This is a genomic window from Streptomyces sp. NPDC051976, from assembly GCF_040680795.1.
GTDB lineage: Bacteria > Actinomycetota > Actinomycetes > Streptomycetales > Streptomycetaceae > Actinacidiphila.
Window position 1 is genome coordinate 1 of sequence record NZ_JBFAXL010000054.1, and the last position, 18,973, is coordinate 18,973.

At 73.4% G+C, this 18,973-nt stretch carries 18 protein-coding genes; 12 read left to right on the plus strand and 6 right to left on the minus strand.

Annotation, left to right across the window (positions count from 1 at the left end):
• Positions 1-63: 63 nt before the first annotated feature.
• Positions 64-417 (minus strand): iron-sulfur cluster assembly accessory protein, encoded by a 354-nt coding sequence (locus AB0M29_RS35810; protein ID WP_365390629.1) that lies wholly within the window; start codon positions 415-417, stop codon positions 64-66.
• 236 nt (positions 418-653) lie between these two features.
• Between AB0M29_RS35810 and nadA the strand changes: the two genes are divergently transcribed.
• Both nadA and AB0M29_RS35820 read left to right on the plus strand, forming a co-directional pair.
• Positions 654-1,826 carry a quinolinate synthase NadA gene (gene nadA, locus AB0M29_RS35815; RefSeq protein WP_365390631.1) on the plus strand — a complete coding sequence of 391 codons (1,173 nt, stop codon included), beginning with the start codon at positions 654-656 and terminating at the stop codon, positions 1,824-1,826.
• A gap of 22 nt (positions 1,827-1,848) precedes the next feature.
• Positions 1,849-2,727, plus strand: coding sequence for a GNAT family N-acetyltransferase (locus AB0M29_RS35820; protein WP_365390633.1), 879 nt, complete (start codon positions 1,849-1,851; stop codon positions 2,725-2,727).
• A 9-nt stretch (positions 2,728-2,736) separates the two neighbouring features.
• Here the strand turns inward: AB0M29_RS35820 and AB0M29_RS35825 are convergent, their stop codons facing one another.
• The 4 genes from AB0M29_RS35825 to AB0M29_RS35840 all read right to left on the minus strand — a co-directional run bounded on the left by AB0M29_RS35825 (position 2,737) and on the right by AB0M29_RS35840 (position 6,007).
• Positions 2,737-3,435 carry a response regulator transcription factor gene (locus AB0M29_RS35825; protein WP_365390635.1) on the minus strand — a complete coding sequence of 233 codons (699 nt, stop codon included), beginning with the start codon at positions 3,433-3,435 and terminating at the stop codon, positions 2,737-2,739.
• Positions 3,432-4,742, minus strand: coding sequence for a histidine kinase (locus AB0M29_RS35830; protein ID WP_365390637.1), 1,311 nt, complete (start codon positions 4,740-4,742; stop codon positions 3,432-3,434). Before AB0M29_RS35830 ends, AB0M29_RS35825 begins: the two co-directional genes overlap by 4 nt.
• Positions 4,743-4,858: 116 nt before the next feature.
• Positions 4,859-5,137, minus strand: coding sequence for a hypothetical protein (locus tag AB0M29_RS35835; protein WP_365390638.1), 279 nt, complete (start codon positions 5,135-5,137; stop codon positions 4,859-4,861).
• Between the two features lie 78 nt (positions 5,138-5,215).
• Positions 5,216-6,007, minus strand: coding sequence for a PspA/IM30 family protein (locus AB0M29_RS35840; RefSeq protein WP_365390640.1), 792 nt, complete (start codon positions 6,005-6,007; stop codon positions 5,216-5,218).
• A gap of 206 nt (positions 6,008-6,213) precedes the next feature.
• Here AB0M29_RS35840 and AB0M29_RS35845 point away from each other — a divergent pair, with 206 nt between their 5' ends.
• The 3 genes from AB0M29_RS35845 to AB0M29_RS35855 all read left to right on the plus strand — a co-directional run bounded on the left by AB0M29_RS35845 (position 6,214) and on the right by AB0M29_RS35855 (position 8,870).
• Positions 6,214-6,795 (plus strand): DUF3043 domain-containing protein, encoded by a 582-nt coding sequence (locus AB0M29_RS35845; RefSeq protein WP_365390641.1) that lies wholly within the window; start codon positions 6,214-6,216, stop codon positions 6,793-6,795.
• A 65-nt stretch (positions 6,796-6,860) separates the two neighbouring features.
• A complete protein-coding gene (locus tag AB0M29_RS35850; RefSeq protein ID WP_365390643.1) occupies positions 6,861-7,679 on the plus strand; it encodes a class I SAM-dependent methyltransferase in 819 nt (272 codons plus the stop codon).
• Between the two features lie 99 nt (positions 7,680-7,778).
• Positions 7,779-8,870, plus strand: coding sequence for a trypsin-like peptidase domain-containing protein (locus tag AB0M29_RS35855; RefSeq protein ID WP_365390645.1), 1,092 nt, complete (start codon positions 7,779-7,781; stop codon positions 8,868-8,870).
• 90 nt (positions 8,871-8,960) lie between these two features.
• Here the strand turns inward: AB0M29_RS35855 and AB0M29_RS35860 are convergent, their stop codons facing one another.
• Positions 8,961-9,179, minus strand: coding sequence for a hypothetical protein (locus AB0M29_RS35860; RefSeq protein WP_365390647.1), 219 nt, complete (start codon positions 9,177-9,179; stop codon positions 8,961-8,963).
• Positions 9,180-9,304: 125 nt separating this feature from the next.
• Between AB0M29_RS35860 and AB0M29_RS35865 the strand changes: the two genes are divergently transcribed.
• The 7 genes from AB0M29_RS35865 to lpdA all read left to right on the plus strand — a co-directional run bounded on the left by AB0M29_RS35865 (position 9,305) and on the right by lpdA (position 18,969).
• Entirely contained in the window at positions 9,305-10,501 is a 1,197-nt protein-coding gene (locus AB0M29_RS35865) for a bifunctional adenosylcobinamide kinase/adenosylcobinamide-phosphate guanylyltransferase (RefSeq protein WP_365390649.1), read from the plus strand.
• Between the two features lie 358 nt (positions 10,502-10,859).
• Positions 10,860-11,942: a nicotinate-nucleotide--dimethylbenzimidazole phosphoribosyltransferase gene (gene cobT / locus AB0M29_RS35870; protein WP_365390651.1), complete on the plus strand. Its 1,083-nt coding sequence runs from the start codon at positions 10,860-10,862 to the stop codon at positions 11,940-11,942.
• Between the two features lie 88 nt (positions 11,943-12,030).
• Entirely contained in the window at positions 12,031-13,764 is a 1,734-nt protein-coding gene (locus AB0M29_RS35875; protein ID WP_365390652.1) for a phosphatidylglycerol lysyltransferase domain-containing protein, read from the plus strand.
• A gap of 61 nt (positions 13,765-13,825) precedes the next feature.
• Positions 13,826-14,569: a hypothetical protein gene (locus AB0M29_RS35880; RefSeq protein ID WP_365390654.1), complete on the plus strand. Its 744-nt coding sequence runs from the start codon at positions 13,826-13,828 to the stop codon at positions 14,567-14,569.
• Between the two features lie 71 nt (positions 14,570-14,640).
• Positions 14,641-15,447: an adenosylcobinamide-GDP ribazoletransferase gene (locus AB0M29_RS35885; RefSeq protein ID WP_365390656.1), complete on the plus strand. Its 807-nt coding sequence runs from the start codon at positions 14,641-14,643 to the stop codon at positions 15,445-15,447.
• A gap of 238 nt (positions 15,448-15,685) precedes the next feature.
• A complete protein-coding gene (locus AB0M29_RS35890) occupies positions 15,686-17,197 on the plus strand; it encodes a leucyl aminopeptidase (protein WP_365390657.1) in 1,512 nt (503 codons plus the stop codon).
• Between the two features lie 383 nt (positions 17,198-17,580).
• Positions 17,581-18,969, plus strand: a complete 1,389-nt coding sequence (gene lpdA, locus AB0M29_RS35895; RefSeq protein ID WP_365390659.1) for a dihydrolipoyl dehydrogenase — start codon at positions 17,581-17,583, stop codon at positions 18,967-18,969.
• Positions 18,970-18,973 lie beyond the last annotated feature (4 nt).

Here is an 18,973-nt window from a genome sequence, read left to right on the forward strand (position 1 = left end):
CACCCTCGGACGGAGGGTGCGGCCGCCGCTGTCAGTCCCGCGCGGTTCCGGTGGGGATCGGCGTCAGTGGAACGAGTCGCCGCAGGCGCAGGAGCCCGTGGCGTTCGGGTTGTCGATCGTGAAGCCCTGCTTCTCGATCGTGTCCACGAAGTCGATGGAGGCGCCGCCCAGGTACGGGGCGCTCATCCGGTCGGTGACGACCTTGACGCCGCCGAAGTCCTTGACGACGTCGCCGTCGAGCGAGCGCTCGTCGAAGAAGAGCTGGTAGCGCAGGCCCGAGCAGCCGCCGGGCTGGACGGCGACACGCAGAGCGAGGTCCTCGCGGCCTTCCTGCTCCAGCAGGTTCTTCACCTTCTCGGCGGCGGCGTCCGACAGGAGGATGCCGTCGCTCGTGGTGGTCTCGTCCTGAACCGTCATGTGCTTCTCTCCCGGGTTGTACGGACTGCTGGCTACCGACTGCTAACCGGTGGCCGCTCGGATTCATTCCGGGTCCGCTGCGGCTTGTTCCCTCACCATGCTCGCACACCGCTGCTCGCTCAAGGGAATGCGTCACATTGACATGACGGCCATCGTCAATCTGACACGAAGGAGCTATGATAGATAGTGTCAAGTAGACGAAAAGGTCTGCTCTGCAAAGAAAGGGCTACGGGCCCGTGACCACCACGCCAACGCTGGACGTTCAGCCCACGCCGCTCGCACTGCTTCTGCTCGGCCGCGAGTCCGACCCGCGCAGCGAGCGCGGGGTCGACTGTCCGGGCGACCTTCCCGCGCCGTCCGACCCGGATCTGGTGGAGCGCGCCCGCGCCGCCAAGGCCCGCCTCGGCGACCGGGTCTTCATCCTCGGCCACCACTACCAGCGCGACGAGGTCATCGAGTTCGCGGACGTGACCGGTGACTCCTTCAAGCTGGCGCGGGACGCCGCGGCCCGGCCCGAGGCCGAGTACATCGTCTTCTGCGGTGTGCACTTCATGGCCGAGTCGGCCGACATCCTCACCTCCGAGCGGCAGCAGGTGATCCTGCCCGACCTGGCCGCCGGCTGCTCGATGGCCGACATGGCCACCGCCGAGCAGGTCGCCGAGTGCTGGGACGTGCTCACCGAGGCGGGCGTGGCGGATGTCACCGTCCCCGTCTCGTACATGAACTCCTCGGCGGACATCAAGGCGTTCACCGGCCGGCACGGCGGGACCATCTGCACCTCCTCCAACGCGGAGCGCGCGCTGGAGTGGGCGTTCGACAAGGGCGAGAAGGTGCTCTTCCTGCCCGACCAGCACCTCGGGCGCAACACCGCGGTGCGGGACATGGGCATGTCCCTGGAGGACTGCGTCCTGTACAACCCGCACAAGCCCAACGGCGGACTGACCGTCGAGGAGCTGCGCGCCGCCAAGATGATCCTGTGGCGCGGCCACTGCTCGGTGCACGGCCGCTTCTCGCTGGACTCGGTCGAGGACGTCCGCGCCCGGATACCGGGGGTGAACGTACTGGTGCACCCCGAGTGCCGCCACGAGGTGGTCAGCGCCGCCGACTACGTGGGCTCCACCGAGCACATCATCAAGATGCTGGACGCGGCCCCGGCCGGATCCGCGTGGGCGCTGGGCACCGAGCTGAACCTGGTACGCCGGCTGGCCAAGGCCCACCCGGACAAGCAGGTGGTCTTCCTCGACAAGACCGTCTGCTTCTGCTCGACCATGAACCGGATCGACCTGCCGCACCTGGTGTGGACGCTGGAGTCGCTGGCCGACGGCAAGCTGGTCAACCGGATCCAGGTGGACGCGGAGACCGAGCACTTCGCCAAGCTGGCGCTGGAGCAGATGCTCGCCCTGCCGTGACCGCCGGGGCGAAAATGGGGGCGTGATCCTTCGACCGGTACGTGACGACGACGAGGACGCCGAGGTCGTGCGGGTGGTGGCGGCCGCCGCCTTCGGCGCCTCCCGCACCCTCGGGGGCGAGCCCGCGGACACCGACTGGCCGCCGGAGCGGACCGCCCGCCACCACGGCACCACCCGGCACCTGACCCGTACCGACCCCGGCGGCTGCTGGGTCGTCGAGGACGAGACGGCGGGCCCCATGGGGGTCGTGCTGTCCTCGCGGCGCGAGGGCACCTGGGGGCTCTCGCTGCTCGCGGTGGTGCCGGGCGCCCAGGGAAAGGGCGTCGGCAAGGCGCTGCTGGCGCGGGCGCTGGTGCACGGGCGGGCCTGCCTGCGCGGCATCATCGGCTGCCCGCCCGACCCGGTGGCGGCCCGTACGTACCGCAGGGCGGGCTTCACGCTGCACCCGGCGATGCGGCTGACCGGGCCGGTGGACGCCGGCGGGCTGAAGCCGCTGGACGGCGCCGTGCACGAGGGCACCGAGCGGCACCGCGACATGATGGACTCCGTCGACCGCAGGACCCGCGGCGGGGCGCACGGCGCCGACCACGAGGAACTGCTCCGCCACCACCGGCTGTTCGTGGTCGACGACCTGGCGGGCAGCGGCTACTGCTACACCCGCGGCGGCACCGTCGAGATGCTCGCCGCCACCTCACGCCGGCTGGCCACCCGGCTGCTGACCGCCGCGCTGCTGAGCGTGCCGGAGGGCGAGACCGCGCGGGTCCACGGGCTGACCGCCGAGCAGGACTGGGCGCTGGACGTGGGGATCGCCGCCGGGCTGGACATCGCCAACGCCGGGTTCGTCTGCCTGCGCGGCATGCGCCCGCCGGCGCCGTACATCCCCTCCGGCACCTTCCCCTGATCCCGCGGCTCAGCGGGTCTGCGGCCGGACCAGGCCCGACTCGTAGGCGGCGACGACCAGTTGGGCCCGGTCGCGGGCGGCGAGCTTGGCCATGGTGTGGTTGATGTGGGTCTTGACGGTGAGCGGGCTGACCCCGAGGCGTACGGCGATGGCGTCGTTGGACAGTCCGCCCGCCACCTCGACCAGCACCTCGCGCTCCCGGACGGTGAGCGTGTCCAGTCCGGCGACCGTGGCGACGCCGCCACCGCTGTGCTGGGAGACGAAGCGGGCGATCAGGCTCTTGGTGGCGGACGGCGAGAGCAGCGCGTCACCCGCGGCCACCGTCCTGATGCCGCCCAGGAGTTCGTCGGGCTCGGCGCCCTTGCCGAGGAAGCCCGCGGCCCCGGCGAGGATCGCCCCCACCACGTACTCGTCGGCCTCGAAGGTGGTCAGCACCAGCACCGCGGTCCCCGACAGATCCGGGTCCCCGGTGATCTCGCGGGTCGCGGCGAGCCCGTCGGTGCCCGGCATCCGGATGTCCATCAGCACCACGTCGGGCCGTGCCGCGCGGGCGAGCTGCACCGCCACCGCCCCGTCGGCCGCCTCCCCCACCACCTCCATGTCCGGCTCGGACTCCACCAGCACCCGCAGCGCGCCGCGCAGCAGCGCCTGGTCGTCGGCGAGCAGCACCCTCAGCGGCCGGGCCGGAGCCCGGTCCTGGGCGGTCATCCGGCGCTGCCCTGGGCGGTCGGCGGCGCGGTCGCGGGCCGCGGGGTGGGCGGGGCGGTGAGCGGCAGCCGGACCCAGACCCGGAACCCGCCGCCGGGGCGGGCACCGGCCCGGCACATGCCGCCGAGGGCGCCCGCGCGTTCGTGCATGCCGAGCAGGCCGTGGCCGCCGGTGCTGCCGTCCGGCGGGTCGGCCGGGCAGGGGATGCCCGGCGGCACCGGGCCGTCGGCGCTCCGGCCCGGCCTCGGCAGGGTTCCGGCCGGGAGCAGCGAGGCGGCCGTGCCGGGCGCGCCGTCGTCGTCCACGACCACCTCCAGCACACCGGGCTCGCGGCGGATCCTGACGACGGCGTCCGCGCCGGGGCCCGCGTGCTTCTGGACGTTGGTGAGCGACTCCTGGATCACCCGGTACGCGGTGAGGTCGACGCTGGCGGGCAGCGGCGCGTCCGGGTCGCCGTCCGCGCCCGCGCCGTCGTCGTCCTCGACGGTGACGTGCAGCCCGGCGCGCTGGAAGCCGTCGAGGAGCTGGTCGAGCAGCGCCAGCCCGGGGGCGGGCTCCCTGGGCGCCTCGGGCTCGCCGTACTGGCGCAGCAGGCCGACGGTGGCGCGCAGCTCGTGGAGCGCGGAGCGGCTGGCCTCCCGGACATGGGCGAGAGCCTGTTTGGCCTGGTCGGGGCGGTTGTCCATGACATGCGCCGCGACCCCGGCCTGGACGTTGACCAGCGCGATGTGGTGGGCGACGACGTCGTGCAGCTCGCGGGCGATCCGCATTCGCTCCTCGGCGACCCGCCGCTTGGCCTCCTCCTCGCGGGTCTGCTCGGCGCGCAGCGCCCGCTCCTCCACCGCGGTCACGTACGCCCGGCGGCTGCGGACCGCGTCACCGGCCGCGGCGGCCATGCCGGTCCAGGCGAAGACGGCGAGGTTGGCCTGCCCGTACCAGGGGCCGCAGCCGAAGACCATCGCGAGCGCGGTCAGGCCGACGCAGGCCAGCAGGCCGGTGGTCCAGGTGGTGGAGCGGTCGGTACGGGCCGCGACGGTGTAGAGCGCGACCGCGGCGGCCAGGATCACCGGGACCCGGCCGTCGGCCGGGCGCAGGGTGATGAAGACGGCGGACAGCGCGCAGGTGAAGACCAGCACGGCCCACGGGAAGCGGCGGCGCAGCGCCAGTGACGCGCACGAGAAGGCGGCCAGGGCGATACCGGCCGTCCCCAGCTCGTAGCTGTGGACGCCGCTGGTGCCGCCGAGCAGGATCACCCCGAGGACGGCGGCGGCCAGCCCGGCGTCGGCTGTGCCCTGGTGGGCGCGCAACCAGCACCTGGGGCCGGTGAGGGCTTTCCTGAGCGGATACTGCACAGTCGCCCACGGTACTGGTCCGCTCGCCCCGTGGAGCCGATCGTGGCCCGGCTCACCTCGGGACGCGCGCCTCAACCCGGGATGAGCCCGTCGTCGTTGAGCATCTTCCTGACCTCGTCCAGGCTGGCGTCCGGGGACGGCAGGATCAGCCCGGACGGTTCCAGGGCGTCGTCGGGCAGCGGCTCGCCCAGCCTGCGGACCGCGTCGAGCAGGGCGCCCAGCGTGCGCCGGAAGCCCTCCTCGTCGCCGCGCTGGATCTCGGCGAGCAGCTCGTCGTCCAGCCGGTTCAGCTCGGTGACATGGCTGTCGTCGAGTCCGAGCTGGCCCTCCCCCATGATCCGTACGATCATGACGGCCTCCTCCGTAGGTCACTGCCCGAGCTGCCGCCTGTCACCGACAGGCCGCCGTCGACGGGCTGCCGCCGCGTGCTACTGCTTGTCGAACCTGGGCGTGTCCTGCGGCTCCTGCCGGCCCGCCTGGCCGCCGTTGCCACCCTCGATGGCCTGCGGGGCGCTGCCACCGGCCAGCTCGGCCTTCATCCGCTGCAGCTCCAGCTCGACGTCGCTGCCACCGGAGAGCCGGTCCAGCTCGGCCTGGATGTCGTCCTTGGCCAGACCGCTCGGGTCGTCCAGGGCCCCGGAGGCCAGCAGCTCGTCGAGCGCGCCGGCACGGGCGCGGAGCTGCTCGGTCTTGTCCTCGGCACGCTGGATCGCCATGCCGACGTCGCCCATCTCCTCGGAGATGCCGGAGAACGCCTCGCCGATCTGGGTCTGGGCCTGGGCCGCGGTGTACGTGGCCTTGATGGTCTCCTTCTTCGTACGGAAGGCGTCGACCTTGGCCTGCAGCCGCTGGGAGGCGAGCGTGAGCTTCTCCTCCTCGCCCTGCAGGGTGGTGTGCTGCGTCTCCAGGTCGGTCACCTGCTGCTGGAGCGCGGCCCGGCGCGACAGCGCCTCGCGGGCCAGGTCCTCACGACCCAGCGCGAGGGCCTTGCGGCCCTGGTCCTCATAGGTCGCCGACTTCTTCTGCAGCTCGGTGAGCTGCAGTTCGAGGCGCTTGCGGGAGGTGGCGACGTCGGCCACACCCCTGCGTACCTTCTGCAGCAGCTCGAGCTGCTTCTGGTACGAGTAGTCAAGCGTCTCGCGCGGGTCCTCGGCCCTGTCCAGGGCCTTGTTGGCCTTCGCGCGGAAGATCAATCCCATCCGCTTCATGACACCGCTCATGGGCCTCGCGCGCCCCCTTCTCCGGCAACTGCTCCAGGATGCCTCAGCACCTCTTCAGACCCCAAGCCTACGGGGCCTGGTTCCATTACCGCACTGTTCGGACGCGGATGCGGTCATCCGTAGGGACGATCACGGTTCGGTGACCTCCGGCCCAAGGAGTAGGTGAGGGGCTGGGGGACGGCGCCGCGACCACGTAACCTGGGAGTGTGTTCCGACGTCGTTCCCAAGATGAGCAGGTCTCGACCACCGCGGTGCTCGACGACCAGGCCCGCGACCCCCAGGCTCCCAAGGGTCGCCCCACGCCCAAGCGCAGCGAGGCGCAGAACCAGCGCCGCAAGGCTGTGACGGCCCCCACCGACCGCAAGGCCGCCACCCGGCAGGCCCGCGACACGCGCCGGACGGAGCTGGCCAAGCAGCGCGAGGCGCTGGCAGGCGGCGACGAGCGGTATCTGCCGCTCCGCGACAAGGGCCCGGTGCGCAAGTACACCCGGGACTACGTGGACTCCCGCTACCGGGTGGCCGAGTTCTTCCTGCCGCTGGCCGTGCTGATCCTGGTGATGAGCATCATCGGCTCGCTGCAGAGCCTGTCGCTGCTGCTGTGGCTGATCGTGATCGTGGCGATCGTGGTCGACTCCGCGATCACCGGCGTCCGGCTGCGCGGGAACCTGCGGAAGCGTTTCCCCGACCAGAACACCAAGGGCGCCATGGCCTACGGTCTGATGCGCACGCTCCAGATGCGCCGGCTGCGGCTGCCGAAGCCGCAGGTCCAGCGCGGCACCAAGCCCTGAACGGCGGGCACACCGGCCACCACCCCTTCCACGGCGCGGGCCAGACCGGCCCGGGCCCCGGTGGTGTGCCCGGCGCGGCCGGTTTCGGCGGCGGTGCGGACGGCTGGCTCGCCGGTCTCGGCGGCCTGCGGAACACGGTGCGGCAGGAGCTGGTCGCCCGGCAGCTCGACGAGCAGATCGCCGAGCGGTTCCCCCGTTCCGGCGCCGCCCACGCGGGGCCGCCGCGGCTGCGCGTGCTGGACATCGGACCGGGGCAGGGCACCCAGGCGCTACGGCTGGCCCGCGCCGGCCATCTGGTGACCGGTCTCGAGTCCGATCCGGTGATGCTGGAGGCACTGCACGCCGCGGTCGAGGCCGAGCCCGCCGCCGTACGCGGGCGCCTGACGCTGATCGAGGGCGACGGCCGGGAGACCGGCAGGCACTTCGAGCCCGCCTGCTTCGACGTGGTGCTCTGCCACGGCGTCCTGATGTACGTGCCGCGCCCCGAGCCGATGCTGGCCGCGCTGGCCCGGGTGCTGGCGCCCGGCGGCCTGCTGTCGCTGCTGGTGCGCAACGGCGACGCGCTCGCCCTGCGCCCCGGGCTGCTCGGCGACTGGGAGGGGGCGCTGGAGGCGTTCGGCTCCACCGGCTACACCAACCGGCTGGGGCTGGCCACGCGCGCCGACCGCCGCGAGCCGCTGACCGCCACCCTGGCCGGGATCGGCGTACCGCTGCACGCCTGGTACGGGGTGCGGGTGCTCACCGACGCGGCGCCGGACCACGCGCGGGCGCCCCAGGACCCGCACGAACTGGCACGGCTGCTGGACGCGGAGGACCGGGCGGGCCGCACCGACCCGTACCGTGCGGTGGCCGCGCTGCTGCACCTGTGCGGCGTCAGGACCTGAGCGGGCCGCGCCCCGCCCGGCGGCGAGCCGGGTGCGGTGCGCAACCCGAACGGCGGCCCGAGCCGGGTGACGGGCCGTCGGGAACGCGACAATCCAGACATGAGTGGATCGCGTCAACCCAGGCTCCGCGCCCCCGTCGCGCTGACCGCCGCCGCGCTGGGAGTGACCGCGCTGCTGGCCGCCGGGTGCAGCTCCGCCGGCACGCCGTCGGGTACGTCCTCGGTGGCGGCCCCCATGGCGTCCGCCGCGGGCTCCGGCGCCAACGACCTCCAGACGGAGTACCAGAACACGGTCAAGAACGTCCTCCCGTCGGTCGTCCAGATCACCACCGACAAGGACCTCGGCTCCGGGGTGGTCTACGACGACCGGGGTGACGTCGTCACCAACGCCCATGTCGTCGACGGCGCCAAGAACTTCCATGTGTCGCTGGCGACCGGCGGCAAGACGATGACGGCGCAGCTGGTGGCCTCCTACCCGGCGGGCGACCTCGCCGTCATCCGGCTCACGTCGCCGCCCAGCGGCCTGAAACCGGCCTCCTTCGCCGACTCCTCCAAGGTGTCGGTCGGCCAGATCGTGCTGGCGATGGGCAATCCGCTGGGGCTGTCCAGCAGCGTCACCGAGGGCATCGTGTCGGGGACCGGCCGCACCGTCACCGAGGGCGCGTCCGACAGCTCGGGCGGCGGTTCGGGCGCCACCATCACCGACATGGTGCAGACCTCGGCGGCGATCAACCCGGGCAACAGCGGCGGCGCACTGGTCGACCTCGCCGACCAGGTGATCGGCATCCCGACGCTGGCCGCCACCGACCCGCAGTTCGGCTCCGGCGCCGCCCCCGGCATCGGCTTCGCCATCCCCTCCTCCACCGTCAAGCGCATCGCCGACCAGATCATCAGCAAGGGCAAGGTCACCGACTCCGGCCGGGCCGCCCTCGGCGTCACCGTCCGCGGCGTCCTCGACTCCGACCTGCAGCCCGCGGGTGCCGCGATCGTCTCGGTCAACAAAGGCGGCGCCGCCGAGAAGGCCGGGCTGCGGGCCGGCGATGTCATCACCAAGGTCGGCTCCGCCCAGATCACCACGGTCCAGTCCCTGACGGAGGCCCTGGCCGCCTACAAACCGGGCCAGAAGGTCCAGGTCACCTACACCCGCGACGGCAGGACGGAGACAGCCGAGGTGACGCTCGGGTCGCTGTGACGGGCGCGGTGTGCCCGGGCAGGAGGACGGCGGTACGGCACCCGCTTCGCCGGGTTCCGTACCGCCGTCCTTCAGCGTGAGGGGCCGTTCCTACGCGGAAGCGTCCTCTTCGCCGTGCAGGCTCATCGGGCCGTAGATCTTGGTGTCGCCGTCGAACAGCACCACCTGGTCGGCGCCGCCCTCGGCGAGGTCCTTCCAGACCTCACCGACCCAGGATTCGGCGTCCCCCTGAGTGGTGAACTCGTCGGGCTGCACCGCGGGCTGCACCTCCGTGCCGTCGGCCTTCTCGAACCGCCACGTCCACGCCATGTATGTCTCCTCGGTCCAGAGTCTGCGATCCAGGATGCTTGTTCCACCTGCCCAGCAGCGTATCGGCGATCACCGTTCGGCGGGCCCCCCACACCGCTCGCGCCCGGACGCGAGACGATCAGGGGGTGGAACTCACCCTGCTCGGCACCGGCGGCCCCGAGGCGCTGCCGCTGCCCGACTGCCCCTGCGCGCGGTGCGCGCTCGCCGTGGGCGAGGGCGCGCGCGCCGCGACCGCCGTACTCGTCGACGGCGTGGTGCTGCTCGACCTGACGCCCGGAGTGCTGCTGGCCGCGGCCCGCGCCGGGCACACCCTGGCCGGGCTGCGCCTCGTGCTGCTGTCGCATCCGCACGACGGACCCGCCGTGGAGATCCCGCCGGGGCTGCCCGCACCGGCGCGGGTGCCCGACGGTCAGCGGCTGACGCTGATCACCGGGCACCGGGTGGAGGCGGTGGCCACGGACGCGCCCGGCACCGGGTACGCGATCGAGTCGCCCGACGGCCTGCGGCTGCTCTATCTGCCGCCCGGTTGCGGCCCGGCGGGCAGTGCGCAGGCGCAGGCGCCGTACGACCTGGTGCTGCTCGACGTGGCGGGGCGGCCGGACGCGCTCGCCCGGCTGCGGGCGGTGGGCGCGGTGGGCGGTACGACGGACGTGGTCGCCGTGCACCTCGGCCACGACGCCCCGCCGCCGCCCGAACTGGCCCGGCGGCTGGCCGCGCTCGGCGCCCGCGCGGTGCCCGACGGTGCGACGCTGGCCGTCGGCGACTACCACGAGGTGCCGGACGTGCCGCGGCGCACGCTGGTGCTGGGCGGTGCGCGCTCGGGCAAGTCCGCCGAGGCGGAGCGGCGGCTCGCCGCCTTCCCCGGTGTCCTCTACGTGGCCACCGGGGGGCGGCGCGAGGGCGACGACGAGTGGGCGCGGCGGGTCGCCCAGCACCGCGACCGGCGACCCTCGTCCTGGCGCACCGAGGAGACGTGCGATCTGCTGCCGCTGCTCGGTGACGCGGAGGGGCCGCCGCTGCTGATCGACTGCCTCGCGCTCTGGCTGACCGACGTCATGGACAAGGCCGACGCCTGGTCCGACGACGCCTGGCACGACGGCGCCGAACGCGAAGTCCGCTCCCGCGTGGACGAGTTGGCCGCCGCCTGGCGCGCCACCCGGCGCACCGTCGTCGCCGTCTCCAACGAGGTCGGCTCCGGCGTCGTCCCCGCCACCTCCTCCGGCCGCCGCTTCCGCGACGAACTCGGCCGCCTCAACGCTGCGCTGGCCGGTGAGTCGGAGCAGGTCCTCCTGTCGGTGGCGGGCCGCGTCCTCGCCCTCTAGCCCGAACACGGCCCGCACCCCCCGTCGCCACGAACCCGTCTTCCGCCAACTCCTCCCGCCGCGACGGCGATACGCCCCCGCGGCGCGGACCGGCGGTGCCGGACCCGCCTGAGGAACGCCCGGCACCGCCGGACAGGTCCGTGGAGCGTCCCGCCGTCGCGGCGGGAAGTGGGTCGGCCGGGAGCGGTGTAGGGCGTGGGGCGTCCCGCCGTCGCGGCGGAGAAGGGGGGCGCCCCGGAGCCGGGTGAGGCGGGGGCGTCCCGCCGTCGCGGCGGAACAGGGTGCGGTGGGAAGAGGAGTTCGGCGGGAAGGGGCGGCCGGGTGAGGGGGAAGGGAGGGGGCGGGTAGTGTTCGGGGGGTGAGTGGGATCGACTTGGACGAGTTCGGCTCCTTGGTGGAGCGGCCCGACGCCGGGGTGCGGCGGGACTCTCAGGAGCGGTGGCCGCGGTTGGTGCGGCCCGCGGCGGGGCTGGGGAAGGTCGCCGAGCTGGCGGACTGGCTGGCCGCCGTGCAGGGCCACGCCCCGGTGCGCCCGATCAGCTCACCGCAGGTGCTGCTCTTCGCCGCCGACCACGGCGTGGCCTCGCTCGGCGTCTCGGCCCGGGCCGCGGGCACCGCGAGCGTGCTCGCGCGGGAGGCGGTCGACGGCACCGCGCCGGTGAACGTGCTGGCCCGTCAGTACGGCGCCCCCGTCCGGGTCGTGGACATGGCGCTGGACTGCGACCCGGCCGACCTGCCGGAGCACGTCACGGCCCACCGGGTGCGCCGCGGTTCCGGCCGGATCGACATCGAGGACGCCCTCACCGTGGACGAGGCCGAACGGGCCTTCCGTACGGGCATGGCGATCGCCGACGAGCTGGCGGACTCCGGCACCGACCTCGTACTCCTCGGCGACCTCAGCGTCGGCGGCACCACCCCCGCCGCGGTACTGATCGCCGCCCTGTGCGGCACCGACGCCTCGGTGGTCACCGGCCGCGGCTCCGGCATCGACGACCTGGCGTGGATGCGCAAGTGCGCGGCCATCAGGGACGCGCTGCGCCGGGCCCGCCCGGTCCTCGGCGACCAACTGGCGCTGCTGGCCGCGGTCGGCGGCGCCGACTTCGCCGCGACGACCGGCTTCCTGCTCCAGTCCGCGGTACGCAAGCTCCCGGTGGTGCTCGACGGCGTCGTCGGCGCGGCCTGCGCGCTCGTCGGCCAGCGGATCGCCTTCCGGGCGCCGGACTGGTGGCTGGCGGGGCACGCGAGCGGCGAGCCCGGCCAGGCGAAGGCGCTGGACCGTATCTCGCTCGAACCGCTCCTCGACCACGACGTGCACCTGGGCGGCGGCGCCGGCGCCGTACTCGCCCTGCCGCTGCTGCGGGCCGCCGCCGCGCTGTCCGCGGAGCTGCCGGAGCGCAAGCCGGAGCCGGTCGGCGACCCCGACGCCGTCCCGGAGGCGTAACACCCGGAGCCGTCACGCCCGGGGGTACTCCCGGAGCCTCGCGCCGTTACCCCATAAATGCGGACATTCCGTCATAAGATCAGCCGCTATGGAGACCGGCAGCTCGGGGACGTGGTCGCGGCGCGGCGCCGCATTCGCCGTCTGGTACCTGCGGTCCGTCGCCGCGGTGAACTTCCTCGGCGCCGTCTGGGTCTCCTTCGGCCAGGACATCCGCCGCCACAACACCGAGGACTACTTCACCCCGTACCTGCTCACCGCGGGCTTCACCTCGGGCGCCTTCGCGCTCTTCCTCGCCGTCACCATGCGCCGCCGCAAGCGCGCCGCGTGGATCCTCAACCTGGTGGTGTGCGGCCTGTTCCTCGCCGCCCTCGCGCTGAGCATGGTGTGGCCCGACATCCACCGGCACGCGCAGAACTGGATCTCGCTCGGCCTGACCACCGCCTTCCTCGGCGCGCTGCTGCTGGGCCGGGGCGAGTTCCGCGCCAAGGGCGACCGGGCCAACCCGCGGCACGCGGCCGTGGCCGCCGCGGCCGGGCTGGTGGTGGCCGCGCTGATCGGCACCGCCCTGGTCACCGCCACCAACACCGAGCAGGGCGCGGGTCTCGGCGACAGCCTCAGATACGCCCTGATGCGGCTGGTCTCGCTGGTGCCCAACGACACCGCGTTCCTGACCATCGCCACCCCCGCCTGGGTGGACGTGGTGATCAACGTGCTCAGCGCCCTCCTCTTCACGCTGGTGCTGTTCGTCGCCTTCCGCTCCCCGCGCGGCCGCGCGCTGCTGTGCCCCGCCGACGAGGAGCGGCTGCGCGACCTGCTCGCCCAGCACGGCGACCGCGACTCGCTCGGCTACTTCGCGCTGCGCCGCGACAAGAGCGTCATCTGGTCGCCGAGCGGCAAGTCGGCGATCGCCTACCGGGTGGTGGGCGGCGTCTCGCTCGCCTCGGGCGACCCGATCGGCGACCCGGAGGCATGGCCCGGCGCCATCGACGCCTGGCTGGCGGAGGCCGTCCGGCACGCGTGGGTGCCCGCCGTGATGGGCGCCAGCGAGGAGGCCGGTACGGTCTACGCCCGGCACGGCCTGGACGCCCTCGAACTCGGCGACGAGGCGATCGTGGACACCGCCGAGTTCACCCTCGACGGGAGGGCGATGCGGACGGTGCGCCAGGCGTACAACCGGGTGCTCCGCTCGGGTTGCACCGTACGGATCAGGCGGCACGCCGACATCGCGCCGGAGGAGATGGAGCTGCTGCTGGAGCGCGCCGACCGGTGGCGCGACGGCGGCACCGAACGCGGCTTCTCGATGGCGCTGGGGCGGCTCGGCGACGCCACCGACGGCGACTGCGTGATGGTCGAGTGCCAGGACGGCGAGGGCAGGCCGCGCGCGATGCTGAGCTTCGTGCCGTGGGGGCCGCGCGGTCTGTCGCTCGATCTGATGCGCCGTGACCGGGGCTCGGACAACGGCCTGATCGAGTTCATGGTGATCGAGCTGATCCAGCGGGCCGACGAGGTGGGCGTCGCGCAGATCTCGCTGAACTTCGCCATGTTCCGCTCGGTCTTCGAGCGCGGTTCGCGGCTCGGCGCGGGTCCGGTGCTGCGGGTGTGGCGGTCGCTGCTGACGTTCTTCTCCCGCTGGTGGCAGATCGAGTCGCTGTACCGCGCCAACGCCAAGTTCCGTCCGATCTGGGAGCCGCGCTATCTACTCTTCGGCAACTCGAGCGAACTGCCCAGGATCGGTATCGCGGGCGCCCTCGCGGAGGGCTTCCTGGAAGCGCCCCGGCTGCCGTCCCCCCTGCGCCGCAGGGAACGGTTCGCGGCCAGGTGAGTGCGCGCGTCCCGGCGGGCGCTGCTCCGGCGCGCGCGGGAGCCGCTTCGGCGGGCGCCGGGTGAGAGCGCCCGGCGGCGGGCCGGCGGTCAAGCGGGTACGGGAGTTCGCGTACGCGGAGTGGGGTGCGGTGGCCCACGACGTGGCGCTGCGGCTGCGCGCCCGCGGGCTGCGCGCGCTGCCGCTGACGCTCTCCTCCTGCGCCGGGATCCTCGCGCTGCAACTGGTCCAGCACTCGCAGGGCGCCGGGGACTGGGTGGACCGGCTGGGCGGCGTCTACGCCACGCTCCCCTGGTGGAAGGCGCTGCTGCGCACCCCGCTGTCGTTGTTCGTGCCCGACTACTCGCTGCCCGTGTGGGGGCTGATCGTGCAGGTGGTGGTGGTCTTCGGCATCGCGGAGACCACGGTCGGCGCCCGCCGCAGTCTCGGTATCGCCCTGCTGGCCACGGTGGCGGGCACCACCTTCGCCCGCTACTCGCTGTGGGTCGGCCCGCACGGCTTCCTCGGCCTGCCCGTCGAGGGGCTGATCGGCCGCGACACCGGCCCCTCCGCGGCGGTCGTCGCCCTCGGTGTGTACGTGGCCTGCCGCTACCGGGCCTGGTGGACGGCGGGCGCGGTCGTCGCGGCGATACTGATCGAGCTCGTCACGATCACCAATCTGGCCGGGTTCGAGCACCTCACCGCCATCGCGGCGGTGCTGCTGGTCTACGCGGCCGAGTCCTGGTGGCAGCGCCGCCGGGACCGCCCCACCGGCGGCCCCGGCGCCGCGCCGGCCGACCGGCGCCCGGCGGGGCGCTCGCACTGACCGGGTGCACACTCGCGCACTGACCGGGCGCACCCGCCCGTGGCCCTGACCCCGCGCGATAGCCTCACGCGGTGACCGAGTCCGTCCCCGCCGCCCCCGCTCCACCCACCGTGGGCGACGCCCTGCGCTTCGCCTTCGGCACGCTCAGCGTGCTGCCGGTGGCGGTACGGCGCTGGGACCGCCCGGCGGCGCGCGGCGGGATGCTGGCGGCGCCACTCGTGGGAGTGGTCGTCGGCGCGGTCGCGGCGGGCGTCGGCACGGGCCTCACCGTCCTGGGGGCGAGCCCGCTGCTCGCGGCGGTCGGCACCGTCGCGGCGCCCGCGGTGCTGACCCGTGGGCTGCACCTGGACGGACTGGCCGACGCCGCCGACGGGCTCGGCAGCGGCAGGCCCGCGGAGGACGCGCTGCGGATCATGAAGCAGTCGGACATCGGGCCGTTCGGCGTGCTGACCCTCGTCCTGGTCCTGCTGACCCAGACCGCCGCGCTCGCCTCCTGCTTCGCCGACAGCCGGGCGTACGGCGCCACCGCCGCCGTACTGGCCGCGGTGCTGGGCCGTACCGCCATGACCCTCGCCTGCCGCGCCGGGGTGCCCGCCGCCCGGCCGGGCGGTCTGGGCGCGGCCGTCGCGGGCGCGGTGCCACCACGAGCGGCCCTGGCACTCGGCCTGGCGGGCGTACTGCTGGCCGCGGCGGTCGGGCTGCCCTTCGGCGGCCTCAGCGCGCTGCGCACCGCGGCCGCCGCCACGCTCGGCCTGCTCGCCGCGGAGGCACTGCTGCGCCGCTGTGTGCACCGCTTCGACGGAGTCACCGGCGACGTCTTCGGCGCCCTGTGCGAGACCGGGGCCACGGCCGTACTGCTGGTCCTGGCGCTGCGCTGAACCACTTGCCGCCACACCGAGTTGGCACCGGCGGCGGGCCCGGAGCACCCCGTGCCGCCACGCGCCGCGGGCGTGCGCCGGACACGCCCTGAGGTGGGGTGGGGCGGGCGTAGGCTCGGGAAGTCGTCGGCGCCGGATTGCCGCCCCACTGATGTGGCGGAATACCATGCCAGCGGCCCCCGGCCGGGGCATCCACCGGCCGCCGACAGGACCTCGACCGAATAGGACCTCCACCACCGTGACTGCTCTGACTCTCAGTACTTCCGCCGCCGCAGCGTTGCGCGCGGACGCCGTCGTCGTCGGCGTGACCAAGGGTCCCAAGGGCCCGCAGGTCGCGCCGGGCGCGGAAACGGTGGACAAGGCGTTCGACGGGAAGCTCGCCACGACGCTCGACGCCCTGGGTGCCTCGGGCGCCGAGGGCGAGGTCACCAAGGTGCCCGCGCCCTCCGGTGTGAAGGCCGCGATCGTCGTCGCGGTCGGTCTCGGCGAGGCCCCGCAGGACGGCGCCGGCTTCGACGCCGAGGCGCTGCGCAAGGCGGCCGGTGTCGCCGCGCGCGCCCTGGGCGGGGCCAAGAAGGCGGCCTTCGCGCTGCCCGCGGCCGAGGCGGCGGACGTCGAGGCGGTCGCCACCGGCGCCCTGCTCGGCGCGTACGCCTTCACCGCGTACCAGGCGGAGAAGGACGGCCGGAGCACGCTGGGCGAGGTGGCCGTGGTCGGCGCCAAGCCGCGCGACAAGGCGCACAAGGCCGCGGCCGAGCGCGCCGCCGCGGTGGCCGCGGAGGTCAACCGGGCCCGCGACCTGATCAACACCCCGCCGAACGACCTGACCCCGAAGTCCTTCGCCGCCGCCGTCCAGGCCGCGGGCAAGGAGCACGGCTTCAAGGTCGAGGTGATGGACGAGAAGGCGCTGCTCAAGGGCGGCTACGGCGGCATCATGGGCGTCGGCCAGGGCTCGGCGACCCCGCCGCGGCTGGTCAGGATCGGCTACACCCATGCCAAGGCCACCCGCACCCTCGCCTTCGTCGGCAAGGGCATCACGTACGACTCGGGCGGCATCTCGCTCAAGCCCGCCGGGCACAACGAGACGATGAAGTGCGACATGAGCGGCGCCGCCGCCGTCTTCGCCGCGATCGTCGCCGCCGCCAAGCTCGGTCTGGAGGTCAACCTCACCGGCTGGCTGGCGCTGGCCGAGAACATGCCCAGCGGTGGCGCGGTCCGCCCCGGCGACGTGCTGCGGATGTACAGCGGTACGACGGTGGAGGTGCTCAACACCGACGCCGAGGGCCGGCTGGTGCTGGCCGACGCGCTGGCCCGCGCCTCCGAGGAGAGCCCGGACGCGATCGTCGACGTGGCGACGCTGACCGGCGCGATGGTGCTGGCGCTGGGCGAGGGCCGGTTCGGCATCATGTCCAACGACGACGCCTTCCGCGGCAAGGTGCACGCGGCCGCGCTGGCCCAGGGCGAGGACTCCTGGCCGATGCCGCTGCCCAAGGAGCTGCGCAAGACCTTCGACTCCCCCACCGCCGACATCGCCAACATGGGCGTGCGGCTGGGCGGCGGCCTGATCGCCGGACTCTTCCTGAAGGAGTTCGTCGGCGAGGGCATCACCTGGGCCCACCTCGACATCGCGGGCCCCGCCTTCCACGAGGGCGCCCCCTTCGGCTACACCCCCAAGGGCGGCACCGGCAGCGCCGTCCGCACCCTCTTCAGCCTCGCCCAGCAGACCGCCGACGGCGACCTGCTGCCTTGATTGCCGCCCTCTCGCCTCCGGTCGCTTAGACCCGGTGTCGACGGTCGATCGTGCTCGACCCCTCGTTCCTCGGGGACTCCGCGCGTTCTCCCTTTCGACACCGGCGCGACCTTTGGCTCGATGGCTACATCGGGGTGCCCGGCGACGCAGGGCGCCCGTCATGGGCCCTGCCCCGTGATTTACCTCACGTACGGCCCCGGGCGGTGCGCCCGGGGCCGTCTCGTACATCTCACCTCACGGCCCGGTGGCCCGTCGGCCGCCAACAAGTGCGAAGATGTTGTCTCGGCACGACAGGGCCCCCTTTGAGACAAAGCGGCCGAACCAAAGCCGCCGCCCGGTCATGGTGGACCGGCTCCGGCGAACCCATGCATGGAGGACGTGACGTGGCGAACGACGCCAGCACTGTTTTCGACCTAGTGATCCTCGGCGGCGGCAGCGGCGGTTACGCAGCCGCTCTGCGGGCCGCACAACTGGGTCTGGACGTCGCCCTCATCGAGAAGAACAAGCTCGGGGGCACCTGTCTGCACAACGGCTGCATTCCCACCAAGGCGCTGCTGCACGCCGGTGAGATCGCGGACCAGGCTCGCGAGAGCGAGCAGTTCGGTGTGAAGGCCACCTTCGAGGGCATCGACATCGCCGCCGTCCACAAGTACAAGGACGACGTGATCGCGGGCCTGTACAAGGGTCTGCAGGGTCTGGTGGCCTCGCGCAAGGTGACGTACATCGAGGGCGAGGGGCGGCTGTCCTCCCCCACCTCGGTCGATGTGAACGGCCAGCGGGTCGAGGGACGTCACGTCCTGCTCGCGACCGGCTCCGTACCGAAGTCGCTGCCCGGTCTGACCATCGACGGCGACCGGATCATCTCCTCGGACCACGCGCTGGTGCTCAACCGCGTGCCGCAGTCGGCGATCATCCTGGGCGGCGGCGTCATCGGCGTCGAGTTCGCCTCGGCGTGGAAGTCCTTCGGCACCGACGTGACCATCGTCGAGGGGCTGCCGCACCTGGTGCCCGTCGAGGAGGAGAACAGCTCCAAGCTGCTGGAGCGGGCCTTCCGCAAGCGCGGCATCAAGTTCAACCTCGGCACCTTCTTCCAGAGCGCCGAGTACACCGCCGACGGCGTCAAGGTCACCCTGGCCGACGGCAAGACCTTCGAGGCCGAGGTGCTGCTGGTCGCGATCGGCCGCGGCCCGGTCTCGCAGGGTCTGGGGTACGAGGAGCAGGGCGTCGCGATGGACCGCGGCTACGTCCTGGTCGACGAGTACATGCGCACCAACGTGCCGACCATCTCCGCCGTCGGCGACCTGGTGCCCACGCTCCAGCTCGCGCACGTCGGCTTCGCAGAGGGCATCCTGGTAGCAGAGCGGCTGGCCGGCCTGAAGGCCGTGCCGATCGACTACGACGGCGTGCCGCGCGTCACGTACTGCCACCCGGAGGTCGCCTCCGTCGGTATCACCGAGGCGAAGGCCAAGGAGCTGTACGGCGCCGACAAGGTCGTCACCCTGAAGTACAACCTGGCGGGCAACGGCAAGAGCAAGATCCTCAAGACCTCCGGTGAGGTCAAGCTCGTCCAGGTGCGCGACGGGGCCGTCGTGGGCGTCCACATGGTCGGTGACCGGATGGGCGAGCAGGTCGGCGAGGCTCAGCTCGTCTACAACTGGGAGGCGCTGCCCGCCGAGGTGGCGCAGCTCATCCACGCACACCCGACGCAGAGCGAGGCGCTCGGCGAGGCCCACCTGGCACTCGCGGGCAAGCCGCTGCACTCGCACGACTGACCCC